Source organism: Streptomyces sp. NPDC104313 (assembly GCF_055583985.1).
In genome coordinates, this window is the sequence record NZ_JBVJMW010000004.1 from 218,288 (window position 1) to 233,767 (window position 15,480).

15 protein-coding genes and 1 pseudogene are annotated in these 15,480 nt (G+C 71.8%); 4 read left to right on the top strand and 12 right to left on the bottom strand.

All coding sequences use genetic code 11. From position 1 onward, the window contains the following. Positions 1–51: 51 nt before the first annotated feature. The 9 genes from ACZ60Q_RS11160 to ACZ60Q_RS11200 all read right to left on the bottom strand — a co-directional run bounded on the left by ACZ60Q_RS11160 (position 52) and on the right by ACZ60Q_RS11200 (position 7,988). Positions 52–579: a hypothetical protein gene (locus ACZ60Q_RS11160; RefSeq protein WP_469631647.1), complete on the bottom strand. Its 528-nt coding sequence runs from the start codon at positions 577–579 to the stop codon at positions 52–54. 56 nt (positions 580–635) lie between these two features. Further along, positions 636–1,019 carry a hypothetical protein gene (locus ACZ60Q_RS11165; RefSeq protein ID WP_469631650.1) on the bottom strand — a complete coding sequence of 128 codons (384 nt, stop codon included), beginning with the start codon at positions 1,017–1,019 and terminating at the stop codon, positions 636–638. Between the two features lie 91 nt (positions 1,020–1,110). After that, entirely contained in the window at positions 1,111–1,515 is a 405-nt protein-coding gene (locus tag ACZ60Q_RS11170; protein ID WP_469631652.1) for an SHOCT domain-containing protein, read from the bottom strand. 168 nt (positions 1,516–1,683) lie between these two features. After that, on the bottom strand, positions 1,684–2,184 hold the full coding sequence (locus tag ACZ60Q_RS11175) for a nucleotide triphosphate diphosphatase NUDT15 (protein ID WP_469631653.1): 501 nt from the start codon (positions 2,182–2,184) through the stop codon (positions 1,684–1,686). 93 nt (positions 2,185–2,277) lie between these two features. Further along, positions 2,278–3,177 carry a hypothetical protein gene (locus tag ACZ60Q_RS11180; RefSeq protein ID WP_469631655.1) on the bottom strand — a complete coding sequence of 300 codons (900 nt, stop codon included), beginning with the start codon at positions 3,175–3,177 and terminating at the stop codon, positions 2,278–2,280. Further along, positions 3,174–4,187: an SPFH domain-containing protein gene (locus ACZ60Q_RS11185; protein ID WP_469631657.1), complete on the bottom strand. Its 1,014-nt coding sequence runs from the start codon at positions 4,185–4,187 to the stop codon at positions 3,174–3,176. Before ACZ60Q_RS11185 ends, ACZ60Q_RS11180 begins: the two co-directional genes overlap by 4 nt. A gap of 55 nt (positions 4,188–4,242) precedes the next feature. Further along, complete coding sequence (locus ACZ60Q_RS11190) at positions 4,243–5,034, bottom strand: SDR family oxidoreductase (RefSeq protein ID WP_469631660.1); 792 nt, start codon at positions 5,032–5,034, stop codon at positions 4,243–4,245. Positions 5,035–5,363: 329 nt separating this feature from the next. After that, the gene (locus tag ACZ60Q_RS11195; protein WP_469631662.1) at positions 5,364–5,894 is read right to left on the bottom strand and encodes a PadR family transcriptional regulator; all 531 of its coding nucleotides are present in this window, start codon (positions 5,892–5,894) and stop codon (positions 5,364–5,366) included. Between the two features lie 78 nt (positions 5,895–5,972). Further along, the gene (locus ACZ60Q_RS11200) at positions 5,973–7,988 is read right to left on the bottom strand and encodes an oxidoreductase (protein ID WP_469631664.1); all 2,016 of its coding nucleotides are present in this window, start codon (positions 7,986–7,988) and stop codon (positions 5,973–5,975) included. Positions 7,989–8,190: 202 nt separating this feature from the next. Here ACZ60Q_RS11200 and ACZ60Q_RS11205 point away from each other — a divergent pair, with 202 nt between their 5' ends. Together ACZ60Q_RS11205 and ACZ60Q_RS11210 are read left to right on the top strand one after the other, a co-directional pair. Continuing rightward, positions 8,191–8,721: a DoxX family protein gene (locus ACZ60Q_RS11205; RefSeq protein WP_469631667.1), complete on the top strand. Its 531-nt coding sequence runs from the start codon at positions 8,191–8,193 to the stop codon at positions 8,719–8,721. Continuing rightward, positions 8,721–9,278, top strand: a complete 558-nt coding sequence (locus ACZ60Q_RS11210) for a DUF7144 family membrane protein (protein ID WP_469631670.1) — start codon at positions 8,721–8,723, stop codon at positions 9,276–9,278. Before ACZ60Q_RS11205 ends, ACZ60Q_RS11210 begins: the two co-directional genes overlap by 1 nt. Here the strand turns inward: ACZ60Q_RS11210 and ACZ60Q_RS11215 are convergent. Then, entirely contained in the window at positions 9,236–11,368 is a 2,133-nt protein-coding gene (locus tag ACZ60Q_RS11215) for an MMPL family transporter (RefSeq protein WP_469631671.1), read from the bottom strand. The genes ACZ60Q_RS11210 and ACZ60Q_RS11215 overlap by 43 nt on opposite strands. A gap of 141 nt (positions 11,369–11,509) precedes the next feature. Next, positions 11,510–12,010: a MarR family winged helix-turn-helix transcriptional regulator gene (locus ACZ60Q_RS11220; protein WP_469631673.1), complete on the bottom strand. Its 501-nt coding sequence runs from the start codon at positions 12,008–12,010 to the stop codon at positions 11,510–11,512. A gap of 268 nt (positions 12,011–12,278) precedes the next feature. Between ACZ60Q_RS11220 and ACZ60Q_RS11225 the strand changes: the two genes are divergently transcribed. Next, entirely contained in the window at positions 12,279–13,121 is an 843-nt protein-coding gene (locus ACZ60Q_RS11225) for a DUF1206 domain-containing protein (RefSeq protein ID WP_469631675.1), read from the top strand. 164 nt (positions 13,122–13,285) lie between these two features. On the opposite strand, the pseudogene ACZ60Q_RS11230 reads toward ACZ60Q_RS11225, so the two are convergent. Then, a pseudogene (locus ACZ60Q_RS11230) lies at positions 13,286–13,937 on the bottom strand (aminotransferase class V-fold PLP-dependent enzyme); the annotation flags it as partial. Between the two features lie 594 nt (positions 13,938–14,531). Between ACZ60Q_RS11230 and ACZ60Q_RS11235 the strand changes: the two are divergent. After that, a complete protein-coding gene (locus tag ACZ60Q_RS11235) occupies positions 14,532–15,473 on the top strand; it encodes a sterol desaturase family protein (RefSeq protein ID WP_469631678.1) in 942 nt (313 codons plus the stop codon). The last annotated feature ends 7 nt before the right edge of the window (positions 15,474–15,480 follow it).

Here is a 15,480-nt window from a genome sequence, read left to right on the forward strand (position 1 = left end):
CTCCTCTTCGGTGAGAGGGGCGAGGAAGGAGGACGGAACCGGCCGGGAACGTCAGACCGAGGGCGTGACCGTGCACCGGCTCTGGGTGGAGAGGCGCCGCAGCGCCGCTTCCGCGAGCAGCGCGACGGACGCGACGGCGAACAGCGGTTGCAGGGGGGCCCAGTAGCTCAGCGCGCCGGACGACCCGAGGAGGACGAGCACGAGCTTGTTGCACACGGGGCAGCCCACGGCGAAGAACGAAAGCACCCCGCCGAGTGCGCCCATACGGCCGTCCCGGACGGCGCCGGGAGGCTGCGTGGACGGGGACGCTGCCGAGGGTGCGATCGGGGATGCGACCGCTGGGCGGACGTACGTGCTCAGTACGAGGCCGGCCAGAACGGCGGTGACGGCGAGGGCGGGGTAGTTCCACCACTGCACGGGGACCGAGCGGCCGAACAGGGGGGTGGGCACCACATCGGTGGGCACGCCGACGGCGACGGCCGTGGCCAGGGCGCCGAGCCCCGCCACCAGCCACTGCCTGGCCTGCCACGCGCGCAGCGCCTTACCCGCCCGGCTCAAGGAGCGCCTGGAAGAGGACATGCGGAAATCTCCGTTTCGGGATGGAAGAGATCAAGGACGCGACCGCGAGGGCCGGCCTACATCCGCAGAACGGAGAAGGTGGTGATGGGATGCGGTGGCGCGGGGCCGCCGCGGCAGACCGAGGCGCCCGAACCGGCCGTCGGCGCGGGGCCGTCCGTCCACTGCGGCGAAGCGGGCGCCGGGGCGGCCCCCGCAGCGGCGTCGGAGCGCGGCGCGACGTCCAGGGCGACCGGTAGTTTCTTGCCGCACGGAGCGGAGCCCTCATCCACCGGGGGCTGCACTGCGGTAGCCGCTTGCGATACGGAGATCGAGCCGGAAGGGGCCGCGTCCCACGGCGAGGACCGGCCGAGCAGACACACCATGCTGACCGCGGCCACCAGGAGCACGAGCAGACCCCGCAGCGCGACGGTGGCCGCCGCGGGGGTCGTCGCTCGCCTCATGTGTGCCTGCTCTTCCTGGGAGGTCACCCCACGATAGAACACGCGAGCCGGGCTCCGGCCCTCGGCATCGGGCGAGGGCCGGAGCCCGGTCTCAGGCGAGCAGCTTCGCCTTCGCCCGCTCGTACTCCTCGGGGTTGAGCGCGCCCTTGTCCTTGAGCTCGGCGAGTTTCGCGAGATCGTTCACGTGGTCGCTGCCGCCGGATCCGCCCTGGCTCGTCGCGGCCTCGCGCACGTAGTTGCGGAACGCGGCTTCCGAGTCCTTGGCCAGCTTCGCGTCGCGTTCGTGCATGCTGCGACCGCGGACGATCAGGTAGATCAGTACGCCCAGGTAGGGCAGCAGGATGACGAGAACCAGCCAGCCCGCCTTGGCCCAGCCGTTCAGCGAGTGGTCCCGGAAGAGGTCGGTGACGACCTTGAACAGCAGGAAGAACCACATGACCCAGAGGAACAGGTACAGCATGGTCAGGAAGACGTTCAGGAGCGGGTAATCGTCCATGGTCCTACTCCCTATCGCATGGATGGTCCCCTATTCATACAGTGAGTCCGATTGGTTCGCATCTGTAGGCCTGTAGGCCTGTAGGCCCACAGGCCTACAGCGTCTGTACGTTTGCTGGTCGGTACGTTCGCCGGTGTGGGGGAGGTGCGTGAGCGTAGGAGCGGTACCTCAGGCGCGGTTCTCGTCCGGGGCGATCCGCAGCACGTGCGCGGGAGGGTGGGTGATGCCCAGCTCCGGTCGCCAGGCCGCGAGGATCTGTGCCGACGGGTCGAACAGCGGGGTCGGCAGCTCCTCGGGTGCGATCCACCGCCAGGCGCTGATCAGGTGCGGCTCGGTCACCTCGGGAACGCCGGAGGCGAGCCGCACGACGGCCGCCATGCTGACGCGGTTGATCCCGCCGATCACGTCGTGGACCATCGCGATGACGTCCACGGCCGCCTCGTCGACCATCAGGCCCGTCTCCTCGCGCAGCTCCCGGGCGCCCGCCGCGGCGATCGACTCGCGCGTCGCGTCGACCTTCCCGCCCGGCAGCTCCCACGTACCGCTGTGATGCCGGCCCAGGAGTACGCGTCCCCGGCCGTCCTCGACGATCACGCCGACTCCGAGGGCCGCCTGCGCCATGGGCGGGCGGGTGTTGCGGGCGGGCTCGGTGACAGGGTCGGCTGACATGGTGCTGGTTCTCCGCTCTCCGGTGCCGGGTTCGGACCACCGTAGCGAAGCGGCCGGGGCGGACGCGGGCGGGTCCCAGGAGGGCGGGCACGCTCACGTCACCAGGTGCAGCGATCTGTCCGCGATGCCGAGCCGTACGCTCTGACCCCAGGTCAGCTCCAGGGTGTCGGACTCCATCCCGTCCCCGAAGACCACGAACCGGTCCGACTCCACGGTCAGCCGCAGCCCCTGGCCCCGCCCCAGTTCGCCCGCGACTCTCGACGTCCCGGTCGCCGGGGAGGGCCAGGCCTCGCGCACGAACCACAGAAGGCGCCTGTCGCACGGTTCCGGCAGCGGCAGGGTGCCGCCACGCTCCAGCCACAGCGAGCGGAGCCAGCCGGTGGCGCCCGTACCGGTGCCGACCAGCACCCCGGAGGACGCCTGGGCTTCGCCGGGAGCCGTCTCCCCGTCGGGGCCCAGGCGGTAGCGGGCCGTCTGGTGGCCGGGCGGCCCGAGGTAGATCTCGTTGAGCGCGAGGAGGCGCTGGGTGTCGTCGGCGACGGCCTCGACCATGGTCAGCTCTTCGGCACTCCCTACGGCGCCGGTCGCGGCGCGCAGCAGGGCGGCCGCGTCGGCGTGGCGGTGGCGGACCAGGACGCCGGGGTTGCGCCCCGGGTCGGTGTCGATGCCCACCACCGGCTGCCCGGACAGGTACTTCGCGGTGTTGGCGACCAGCCCGTCCTGGCCGACCACGACCACCACGTCCTCCGGGGCGAACAGGAAGCGGTCCAGGTCCGCCCGCTCCACCCGGGAGCTGCGCCAGGTGAGCGGCACCGCCGCCGCCACCTCGCGCAGCGCCAGCCGGGTGTCCTCGTGGCGGCGGGCCATCTCGTCGATCGAGCGGCCCCGGCCGGCCAGGAAGAACGCTGCCTGGCCGTGCGTTCCGTGCCGGGCGAGCAGCTCCTCGTACTCCGTCCGCCGGTGGACGAGTACCGCCCGGGGCGCCAGGCTCACGCGCCCGCACCGCCCGCCGGCCGCCCGAGCCTGGTGAGCAGTCCGGTGAGCACGTCGGGGGAGAGGGTGATGCTCTCGATGCGCGGCAGGCTCTCCGCGAGTCGGGTCGCCGCCAAGGCGTGCAGGACGGCCGGATCGACCTCGCCGTGCACCCGCAGCCAGGCGGCCTGGGCCTCGGCCCGTGCCGCGCCCGTCTCGCGCGTCGCTTCGGCTTCCGCACGGGCCAGGCGCACCTTGCGGGCGGCCTCCGCCTCGGTCCGCACCCCATCGGCCGCGGCCTTCTCCTCGGCCTCGCGGCGGGTGTTGGTGCCGCGCTGGTCGACCAACTGCTCCTCGCGCCGGGCCAGTTCGATCTGGCTGGCCAGCTCGTTCTCGGCGATGGCGCGTTCGCGCTCGACGGCCACGGCCCGCCGTTCGTAGGTGGCGCGGTCCGCTTCCTGCTGGATCTGCTCGCGGGCCGGGGTGCGCAGGGCGCGCTCGACCTCGGCCTCGGGGCGGATCGCGACGACGCGCACGGCGACCACGTCGATGCCGGTGGCCGGGAGGCGGGGCTCGGCGGTGAGACCGGTGGCGACCCGTTCGCGTACGGAGGCGACGCCGTCCACCAGGGCCGCCGCGAGCGGGGTGCGGGCCAGTACGTCCAGCGTGTGCTGCTGTGCGGTCTCGGTGAGGAGGGTGGCGATCTGTTCCAGCGGTGCGCCGCGCCAGCTTCCGGTGTCCGGGTCCACGGAGAAGTCGAGCCGGTTCGCCGCCTCGGCCGGATCGCTGATCCGGTAGGTCACGGTCGCCTGCACGGTCACGTCCTGGAAGTCGGCCGTACGGGCGTGGAACGCCATGGCCAGCTCCCGGTCGTCGACCGGTACTTCGGAGAGTGCCGCCGACCGTGACCGGTACCAGAAGCTGAGCCCCTGACCGTCGTGGGCCGGCCGGCCGCGGTGGTGGTGGCGGATGTGGGCGGTGGGCGCGGATCTCAGGTGGCGCCAGCCGAAGCGCCGGGTGATGTCGGCCATGATGAGGACCCCCTCGATGTCGTCATTGCGACGATAAGGGGTGGGGTGAATAGAGTCAAGGTGACGAGAAGGGGTGTTCGGTCCGGAGCGCCGCATGCCTGGCCGGGATCTCGCCTCCCCCGTGGACGGCGAGATCCGCTCCATTGACGTACGAGGAGAGGTCGCAGGCCAGCCAGAGGCAGGCCCGCGCCACATCGTCCGGTTCGGCCGGCCGACCCATCGGGATGATGTCCGCCACCGCGGCGCCGCCCTCGCCGTACAGCGCGGCGGCGTTCTCGGTGCGGATGAGGCCTGCGGTGATGTGGTTGACCCGGACCCGTGGGGCCCATTCGAGGGCCAGCGCCCGGGTCAGCCCGAGCAGGCCCGCCTTGGCCGCGGAGTAGGCGGCGGTGCCCGGCTGCGGGTCGTGGGCGGAGACGCTGCCGATGTTGATCACGCACCCGCCGTCCGGCTGTTCCCGCATCACCAGGTTCGCGGCCTGGGCCGTGTAGAAGGGTGCGAGGAGGTTGAGCGCGACCACCTTCTCGACGAAGCGCGGCGAGACGGTCGCCGCGTCGGCGTCCGGGGAGCCGCCGGCGTTGTTCACGAGCACGTCCAGCCGGCCGAACCGCTCGGCGGTCGCGCTGACGAGATCCGCCGCCGCCGCCGGATCCCGCAGGTCCGCGACCCGGAACGAGGCCTCGCGCCCGTCCGTCGACGGCGGCGCGGCCGGTGTGCCGCGCCCGCAGACCATGACGTCGGCGCCGCCCGCCAGGAAGGCTTTCGCCAGCGCGGCCCCCAGGCCCCTGGTGCCGCCCGTGACCAGCACCGCCCGCCCGGTGAAGTCCATCTCGTGGTGGTGGACCATGTTCCGCCCTTCGCCCCTGGTTCCGGAGCTCGCCCGGCCTCGTGGCCGCGTTCACTCCCGCTGAAATCTACCAAGCGCTTGTTAGGGAAGGAAGGGGGCGAGTCGCGGCCCGGTCAGGCCGGTGCTCGCCCGCTTCGGTACGGCGGCGGCCGTGCGCGGGGTGATCCTCCTCGGCCGGGCCCAGTCGCGGAACACGAGCCCGCCCGCCCAGCCCGAGGTCACCGCACGCGAGCGGCTGACCGGCCGCGGAAGCGGGAGGGCGACAGAGGTGTCCCGCGGAGTGGGAGGCCGCCCGGGCCACCCGGCTCGACCCCTCAGCCCTCCAGCGCTCAGCCGTCCAGGTCGGCGATGGCCCGGACCAGCCAGCTGATCCAGAACGTCTCCAGGTCGATGCCGCCCCGCAGCACCAGATAGCGCAGCCGATCCTCATCGGTCGTCGGCGCGGGGGTGAAGGTCCGTTCCTCGATCTCCCGGTACTCCGCCAACTGGCTTTCGTGCAGGGCGAGGTGACGGCGCAGTTCCACGCCCACACCGTCCGCCCCGACCACCGCCGCCGCCCGCATCCGCAGCAGGAGCGGATCGCGGACCGGCCGGGGATCCTCGGGGAGGGCCACCCAGGCCGCCAGTTCCTCGCGGCCGGCGGGCAGCACCTCGTACTCCTTCTTCCGCCCCCGTGCCGGCACCGCCGCGGGCAGCTCCCTGATCCGCCCGGCCCGCTCCAGTCTTCCCAGCTCGCGATAGATCTGCTGGTGCGTCGAGGACCAGAAGTAGCCGATCGACCGGTCGAACCTGCGGGTCAGTTCCAGACCCGAGGACGGCTTCTCCAGCAGAGCGGTGAGAATCGCGTGCGGCAGTGACATGGGGTGCATCCTAGGGACGTACGGAGACCGGGGCGCGCCGTCTCACGCGGGCGCCCGGGCCCGGGCCGAACCGGGCGTTCACAGTGCGGCGGCCAGCTCCGTGCCCTGGCGGATGGCCCGCTTCGCGTCCAGCTCGTCCGCCACGTCCGCGCCGCCGATCAGATGGACCGGGACGGCTCCGGTGCGCAGCTCCTCGTACAGCTCGCGGCGCGGTTCCTGACCTGAGCACAGCACCACCGTGTCGACCGGCAGCACCCGCCGCTCGCCGTCGACGGTGAGGTGGAGGCCCTCGTCGTCGATGAGGTCGTAGGAGGCTCCGGCGATCATCTCGACGCCCCGGTGGCGCAGTTCGGTGCGGTGGATCCACCCCGTCGTCCTGCCGAGCCCGGCGCCGACCTTGGTGGTCCTGCGCTGGACCAGGTGGACCGTGCGCGGCGACCTGGGACGCTCGGGAGCACGCAGCCCGCCGCGCTCCGCGTAAGCGGTGTCCACACCCCACTGCCGGAAGAACGTCTCCGCGTCCAGGCTCGCCGCCTCGCCGCCGTCGGTCAGGAACTCCGCGACGTCGAAGCCGATGCCGCCCGCGCCGACGATCGCGACCCGGTCGCCGACCGGCGCCCCGTCGCGCAGCACGTCCAGGTAGCTGACGGCCTTCGGGTGGTCCGTGCCGGGGATTCCCGGGATACGCGGCTCGACGCCGGTGGCGAGCACGATCTCGTCGAAGCCGTCCAGCGAACCGGCGTCCGCCCGGGTGGCCAGGCGCAGCTCGACATCCAGCTCGGCCAGCCGCGTACGGAAGTAGCGCAGCGTCTCGTCGAACTCCTCCTTGCCCGGCACCCGGCGCGCCACGTTCAGCTGCCCGCCGATCTCGTCCGCCGCGTCGAACAGGGTCACCGCGTGCCCCCGCTCGGCCGCCGTGACGGAGCACGCGAGGCCCGCCGGACCGGCTCCGACCACAGCGACGCGTTTACGGGTCCGGGTCGGGCTCAGGACCAGCTCGGTCTCGTGGCAGGCGCGCGGATTGACCAGACAGGAGGCGATCCTGAGGCTGAAGATGTGGTCCAGGCAGGCCTGGTTGCAGCCGATGCAGGTGTTGATGGCGTCCGCCCGGCCCGCCGCCGCCTTGGCGACGAACTCCGGGTCGGCGAGGAAGGGCCGGGCCATGGAGACCATGTCGGCCCGGCCTGAGGCGAGGATCTCCTCGGCGATCTCGGGGGTGTTGACGCGGTTGCTCGTCACCAGCGGCACGGAGACCGCGCCGCGCACCTTCTCGGTCACCCAGCTGAACGCGCCGCGCGGCACGGAGGTGGCGATGGTCGGGATCCGCGCCTCGTGCCAGCCGATGCCGGTGTTGATGATCGTCGCGCCCGCCGCCTCGATCTCCTTCGCGAGCGTCACGACCTCCTCCAGTGTCGAGCCGCCCGGCACCAGATCCAGCATGGAGAGCCGGTAGATCAGGATGAAGTCGTCGCCGACCCGCTCGCGGACCCGGCGCACTATCTCGATGGGCAGGCGCATGCGGTTCTCGTACGAGCTGCCCCAGCGGTCGGTGCGGTGATTGGTGGCGGAGACGATGAACTCGTTGATCAGATAGCCCTCGGAGCCCATGATCTCGACGCCGTCGTAGCCCGCGAGGCGCGCGAGCCCGGCCGCGCGCACGAACTCCTCGATGGTCTCCTCGACCTGGTCGTCGGTGAGCGCGATCGGGGTGAACCCGCTGATCGGGGCTTTGAGCGCGCTCGGCGCCACCAGGCCGGGGTGGTGCGCGTACCGCCCGAAGTGCAGGATCTGCATCGCGATCCGGCCGCCCGCCGCGTGCACCGCCGAGGTGATCTCCCGGTGCTGCTCCGCCTCCGCCTCGGTCGTCATCTTGGCCCCGCCGGGAAAGGAGCAGGCCCGCTCGCTGGGGGCGATGCCGCCGGTGACCATGAGGCCGACGCCGCCCCGGGCGCGCTCGGCGTAGAACGCGGCCATCCGTTCGAAGCCGCGCTCGGCCTCCTCCAGACCGATGTGCATCGATCCCATGAGCACCCGGTTGGGCAGGGTGGTGAACCCGAGGTCAAGGGGGTTCAGCAGGTTCGGATACAGGCTCATGAGGTCTCCTCCGCACAGGGTCGTCGGGTCAGTTGTAGACCACCGCCAAGCGCTTATGCAACAAGTTGCATAATGATCTGCGTCGCACCCCGCCTTTGCGGCGCCGGGCCCGCGCCACGGACGGCGTACTCGGCCGTGCCCGCCCGCCAACCGCCGACGAGAGTGGGATCCGTACCCGAAACCCCTCACCCCGGGAGTCCTCATGGTCTGCGTCAACCGGCGTGATCTCGGCCTGCTCGCCCTGCGCGTCGGCACCGGCGCGGTGCTCGCCGCCCACGGCAGCCAGAAACTGGCCGGCTGGTTCGGCGGCGGAGGCATCCAGGGCACCACGGCCGCGATGGAGGCGATGGGGTTCCACCCGCCCAAGCACAGCGCCGTGGCCGCCGGGCTCGGCGAGGCGGGCGGCGGCGTCCTGCTCGCGCTGGGCCTCGCCACCCCGGCGGCGGGCGCGGCGGCCGCCGGGGCGATGGCCGGGGCGGTGGCCGTGCACGCCCCGGCGGGCTTCTTCGCCCAGGGAGGCGGCTACGAGTACCCGGCGTTCCTCGGGTTCACCGCGGCGGCCATCGGGCTGACCGGTCCCGGGCGCTACTCCGTGGACCACGCCACCTGTCATGCCTTCGACCGCCCCTGGACGGTCGCGCTGGCCTTCGTGGGCAGCGCGGTCGCCGCAGCGGCGGTGGTCGGCAAGCGCGCGAAGGCGACCCGGTCCGACCCGCCGCTGGAGGAGTTCTGATGAGCGAGAACCCCTCCCGGGCCGCCGACCCGTCCGGCCCCGACGATCCGACGTCACCGGCCGGCTCCGCGCAGGGGCCCCGGTCCGGACCCGGTCAGGGGGACGCGCCGTGGCAGCGCGCCGACGGCCCGGCCGGCCCCGCGCCTGCGCCCGATCCGGACAGCCTCTGGGTGACCGGCGGGGTGCTCTTCGCCGGGATCCTGATGCTCTGCCAGGGCGTCGTCGCGGCCTTGGAGGGCATCGCGGCCCTCGCCGACGGGGACGTCTACGGCGACGTCGGCGAGTATCTCTACCGGATCAGCCTCACCGGTTGGGGCTGGATCCACCTGCTGCTCGGCGTCTGCGTGGCCCTCACCGGGGCCGCACTGCTCAAGGGGGCGGGCTGGGCGCGGGTGGCCGGCATCCTCGTCGCCTCACTGAACCTCTTCGCGCACTTCCTCTTCCTGCCGTACGCGCCCCTCTGGTCGGTGATCGTCATCGCCCTGGACATCTTCGTCATCTGGGCCCTGGCCGCCTACCGGGACCCTGACCCGGCCTCCCCGACCGTGCCGCGCTGACCGTCCGCCCCTTCCCGGCTCAGGGCCCCCGGCCACCACGCCTTCGGCCCGATGTCCCGCACCAGCGCCGGGACGAGGAGCGACCGGACGACCAGCGTGTCCAGCAGGACGCCGAAGGCCACGATGAACGCGATCTGGAGCAGGAACGCCAGCGGGATCACGCCCAGCGCGGCGAAGGTGGCCGCCAGGACGACACCCGCCGACGTGATGACACCGCCGGTCGTGGTGAGCCCGCGCAGGATGCCCTCCCTGGTGCCGTGCCGCAGCGACTCCTCCCGGACCCGTGACATCAGGAAGATGTTGTAGTCGACGCCCAGGGCGACCAGGAACACGAACCCGTACAGCGGCACCGACGAGTCCGTGCCGCTGAAGCCGAACACATGGGTGAAGACCAGCGAGGAGATGCCCAGCGTGGCAAGGAAGTTCAGCGCCACGGTCGCCACGAGCAGCACCGGCATCAGCAGCGACCGCAGCAGGAGGACCAGGATCACCAGGATGATCGCCAGCACCACCGGCACGATCAGCATGCGGTCGTCCTCTGCCGTCCGCTGGGTGTCGTACTGCTGGGCGGTGTAGCCGCCGACCAGCGCATCCGCTCCGGGTACCGCGTGGACCGCGGTGCGCAGCGCGGCCACCGTCTCCTTGGCGCCGTCGCTGTCGGCCGCGTCCTTGAGGGTGGCGTCGACGCGGACCCTGCCGTCGACGACGAGCGGTTCGCCGCCCGGCCGCCCGCTCTCGCTCACCGGCGCGACGGACGCCACTCCATCGGTGCGGCCGGCGGCCTCGCTGACCTCGGTCAGCCGGTCGGCCGCCGCGATGATCACCGCCGGATTGCCGGACCCGCCGGGGAAGTGCTCGCTCAGCGTCTGCTGGGCGGCCACGGACGGCGCGTCGTTGACGAAGATCTCGTCCAGCGGCACGCCCTTGGAAGTGAGCGTGGGGGCGAACGCGGCACAGGCGATCAGGGCCGCCAGGGTGATCGCCCAGACCTTGCGGGGCGCCCGGTCGACGAGAGCGGCCACCTTGTGCCAGATGCCGTGGCCGCCGGAGGCCTTGTCGTCGGCGGGCTTGGGCTTCGCCGGCCAGTAGGCCTTCCGGCCCAGCAGCACCAGGGTGGCGGGCAGGAAGGTGAGCGCGCTCAGGACGGAACAGACGATGCCGATCGCGCCCACCGGCCCGAGGGCCCGGTTGTTGGTGAGGTCGCTGAGGAGCAGGGCGAGCAGGCCCGCCGCCACGGTCGCGGCGCTGGCCGTGATCGGACCGAAGGACTCGCGCACCGCGATGCCCATCGCGGTGAACCGGTCGCCGTGCAGGGCGAGTTCCTCCCGGAACCGGGCGGTGAGCAGCAGCGCGTAGTCCGTCGCGGCGCCGATCACCAGGATCGAAAGAATGCCCTGCACCTGACCGTCCACGCGCACGATGTCATGGTCCGCGAGGACGTAGACGATCGCACTCGACAGGGCGAGGGCGAACACGGCGCCGAGGATGATGACGAAAGGCAGCAGCACACTGCGGTAGACCAGCAGCAGGATCACGAGCACCGCGATCAGAGCGACCCCGAGCAACAGCCCGTCGATGCCCGCGAAGGCGTCGGACAGGTCGGCCTGACTGGCGGCGGGCCCCGCCAGCCGGACCGTCGTGCCGGGCACCGACGAGCCCGCCGTCTCGATCCTCTCCAGTACCGCGGGCAAGGCGTCCCCGAGGTCGGGGCTCAGCTGCACGATGCCCTGTAGGGCGAGGCCGTCCTTCGAGGGCAGTGCTGGGGAGGGCGCTCCGACGACGCCCTCGCCCCCGGCGAGCGAGGCGAGGGCGCCGGTGGCGGCCTCCCGCTGCTGGTCGCTCACCGGCGCGTCCTTCTCCGCCGAGGTCCAGACGACGATGGCCGGCAGGGTCTCGTTCTGCTGGAACGCCTTCTGCGCGTCGATGACTTGGGTGGACTCGGCGTTCTGGGGCAGGAAGGCCGCTTGGTCGTTGGTGGCGACCTCGCCGAGCTTCCCGGCGTAGGGGCCGAGCCCGCCGCCGATGCCGAGCCAGGCGATCAGCAGCACGACGGGGATCAGCCGGCGGATCGACCGTGCAGGGGTGGACATGTCTCTCCCGGGGGTGGAGATATCTCAGTAGCGAACAATCTCAATCGTTGAAATACATTACGGGCCGCTCGCGCGGGCGACCGCAGGGGGTGGGTCGGCGGCCACCCGTCCTTTCACGGACGCCCCCGGCCGCCGAAAAGCTCAGCGCCGCGCCGGGGGAACCTCGCCCAGCTCCTCGTTCATGGCGGCGAGGAAGCGCAGGACGGTCGCCAGCTCCGTCTCACTGAAACGTGCCCTGGCTCGTGCCGTGGCCTGGGCGAGCGGCATGAAGTAGTCGCGGGCCGCCGTCCGGGCGCTCGCCTCGTAGTACACGTGCACCACCCGGCGGTCGGTGCTCTCCCTGGCCCGGCGGACGTGACCGGCCCGTTCCAGCCGGTCCAGGCAGGCCGTCACCGCGCCGGAGGTGAGGCCCAGGTGCTCGCGCAGCGCCCCCGGTGTGAGAGGCGACGGGGCATCGAGAATGGCCGCGAGCGCGCTCACGTCCGTGGGGTGCAGCTGCTGGTTCGCCGCGAAACCGTGGGTCATCCGGTTGATCTCGCCGTTCATCCGGCGGAGCTCGACCGCGAACGCCTGGAGGCCCGCGAGCGGCGCCTCGGGTTCGGGGGCGCCGCTGCGGGGCGATCGGTCGTCGGCGCTGGTCACGCCCTCAGCGTATAGAACGGGCACGCGGGGGGCCGTGCCCGGACCGGCGCGAGGCCCGGGCGCGGGATCAGCTGTGCCCGGGCCCTTCGTCGTGAGGCCGCCGCCCTCCGTCGTCCGGAAGGTGCCGTCCTCCATCTGCTGGGTCTTCTCCTTCTCTCCCACGCTGACGTGCGTCCGCCCGGACCGACCGCCGCGTCGTTTCCGCACCGAAAGTCACCTCTCGATGCGCTCATGACATTGATCCGCAGGGCCGGGGCAACCGGGATACATGAATACCCGTTCAGTAGCAGCGCAGGGGCGCGGCCAGGCCAGGAGAGCCGCGAACAGCACCGCGATGGAGGCAGGGGCCCGCGCGGGCTTCGTGGCCCGTGGGGTGATCTACGTGCTCGTGGGTGCCCTGGCCCTGCGGATCGCGTTGCCCGGAGGCGATGGGAAGCAGGCCGATCGGGGCGGCGCGATCGGAGAGATAGCTGAGAAGCCCTTCGGGGAGATCCTGTTGTGGGCGCTGGGCATCGCCCTGGTGGGGATGGCGCTCTGGCGGCTGTCCGAGGCACTGTTCGGCGCGGCCGGTCCCGACGGCCGACAGGCCACCAAGAGGGCCATGGCGGCGGGCCGTTCCGTCTTCTACGGGTTCGTCGCCTACTCCGTACTGTCCTTCGCCGCCGGTGATCCGGGAAGTGGGGGCGGATCGTCCGACCAGCAGTCGAAGGACATCACCGCCAAGGCGCTCGGCTGGCCCGGGGGCCAGTGGATCGTCGGGATCGCCGGTGTGGGAGTGGCCTGCGCCGGTGTCTGGATCGCGGTCCGAGCGCTCCTGCGGAAGTACCGCAAGCATCTGAAGATGTCCGAGACGTCCCAGTGGGTCCGCCGGGCGGTCGCCTTCACCGGAGTCTTCGGCGGAACGGCGCGCGGCATCGTGTTCGCCACAGCGGGAGGATTCGCGGTGGCCGCCGCGATCGAGCACCAGCCGGACAAGTCCAAGGGCATGGACGACACCCTGCGCTCCTTCGCCGACACCCCCGTCGGCCCGTGGCTCCTGGTGGCCATCGCCCTCGGCCTGGTCGCCTTCGGTGTCTTCTCCTGGTTCAACGCCCGCTACCGCAAGGTCTGAGCGCCTCCCCGTCCGAACTGTCCGCCCGCCGCCGCGGATACACCGTCGCCGGCCGGTGATCGGCTGGGAGTACGCCGCCTAGTCGCCCGCCCCCGGCGCACCGGACCCGACGTGGTGGACGCACTGGCGAACCCGGTGCGCGGTGACCGCAGCCGCCCGGGCCGTCACCGCAGCCAGGCCGACCATCCCGTCACAAGGCGCTCCACGTCGTCCGTGTCGTTGTACGCGCAGAGCCCGACGCGCAGGCCGCCGCTGTCACCGAGTCCCAGGTGGCGGGAGGCCTCCAGGGTGTAGAAGGAGCCGGCGGGCGCGTGCACCCCCGAGGGAGCGGTAGGCGTCGGCCGCGTCCCGGCCGTCGAAGGGGAGCAGCAGGGCGGGGGTGCGTTCGGCGGCACGGGAGTGGACCGTCACCCCGCCCAGTTCGCCCACAGCATCCTCGATGCTCTTCCGCAGCTCCCTCTCGTGGGCGCCGATCGCCGCGTACGCCGACCGCAGCCGCATCCGGCGCCCGCCCGCCGCAGCCACGCCGGCGCCCAGCCCCGCGAGGAAGTCCACCGCCGCGCGCCCCCGCCCGCTCGGCCGCGCACACCCAGGGGCGGATGTTGGCCTCGCGGTCCAGTCGGCTGACCACCACCTCGTCCCCCGGGCTCCAGGCCCTGGACAGGGTGCGCGAGAAGTCGTAGGTGAGCTGGGTGGCGCTGCGGCCGAACACGATCCCGCGCGGTCCGCGCCCAGCAGATCCGCCATCGCCTGCCGGAACCCGCGGACGATCTCCTCCGCGTTCACCTCCCCGGGCAGGGCGGCGCCCCTGATCGACAGGGGCCCGCACGTCATCGCTGTCATCATCGCAGGGCGGTGCCCCGCGGTGGAAGGAGCGGGAGCCCTCGGGAGGATCAGGAATCCTGGGAGGAGCGGTAGTCCTCGGGAGGGGCGGGAGCCTTCCGGCGGAGAACCGCTTCGGGGGGAGCTTTCGGGGGTGCTGGTTCCGCGCCCGGCGCACCGACCTTCACCGAATGCGCGCCCGGGCGTGTGCCGGTGTCCGGCGCGCCGGAATGCGCCGTCTTCAAGCGTCGCGATGATCCTACGAAGAAATTGTTCGCACAAGTGAACTCGCCTCGGTTGTGCGATCACTCTCGCATTCTCTCCTGGATGAATGCGCCGGACCATTTCTGTGAGCCGGTCGCGATTAAAGCCGTGGGAACGGGAAATAGATGATCTGGGCTGATGGGTCGGGGGCATCGGTTCACGCCACGGCCGAATTCCATGAGGGTCGGGTGTCTGAAAGTCGCCAGTGCGGGGGCCGTGGCCGCCGCCCGGAGTTTCCTGTCACGTCCCAGGGTCTGCCCTGGCCTGCTCTGATGCGATGTGAAGGTCTCTCTCCCCGTTGCTGTCACTTGTGGAGGGTCACGGATGGACGAGCATGAGAGCTCTGCCGATGGCGAAATCTATTCGCCCGCCTTTTCGGTTGGCCGGAAGGCGAGGGGCGGTATTTCCCCCGTCCGGATCCTCCGTGTCCTCGCCTACCCGGTCCTTCTCCTCTCGGTCATATCCGTGGGTATGGCCTCGCTGTCGCTGCGGTGGGATCCCGCGTGGGTCAGTTCGCTTTTCCTGATCGGGGTCATCGCCTATCTGGCCCTCCTGGAGCGGCTGATTCCTTATGACCGGAACTGGCACCCCGGTAAGGCTGAATGGCGCTGGTACGGCGTCTACTTCCTGCTCACCATGGCCGGAAGCGGACTGGCGCAACTACTGGTCGCGCTGGTCGTCGGCCTGATCTCGCCGGAGGAACCGCTCCGCAGCCTCTGGATCGAGATCCCGGGCGCGCTCCTCGCCGGATCGCTCGTCAGCTATCTGGTGCACCGACTGGGTCACCGGAACGCACTGCTGTGGCGACTGCACGGAGTGCATCACGTGCCGGACAAGGTCAACGTCGCCAACAACGGCGTCAACCACGTGCTGGACATCGTCCTGGCACAGAGCCTCGTCCAACTGACGCTGGCCCTCGTCGGATTCTCCCGCCCCGCGGTGCTGGTGGTCGGGCTCTTCGTCGCCGCCCAGGGCTACTTCGTCCACGCCAACATCGACGTCCGCATCGGACCGCTCAACCATCTGCTGGCCAGTCCCGAGCAGCACCGCCTGCACCACAGCACCGATCTGTCCGAAGCCGGCCACTACGGCTCCGACCTGTCGTGCTGGGACCGCCTCTTCGGCAGCTTCACCTGGTACCCGGGCCGTGAACCCGCCTCCGTCGGCCTGCACGACCCCACGTCCTTCCCCGGCACCGGCGAGATTCTCGCCGCCCTCCTGCACCCCTGGCGACGCCGACCGGCACCGGGCCGCCCGCCGGAGTGACCACCGC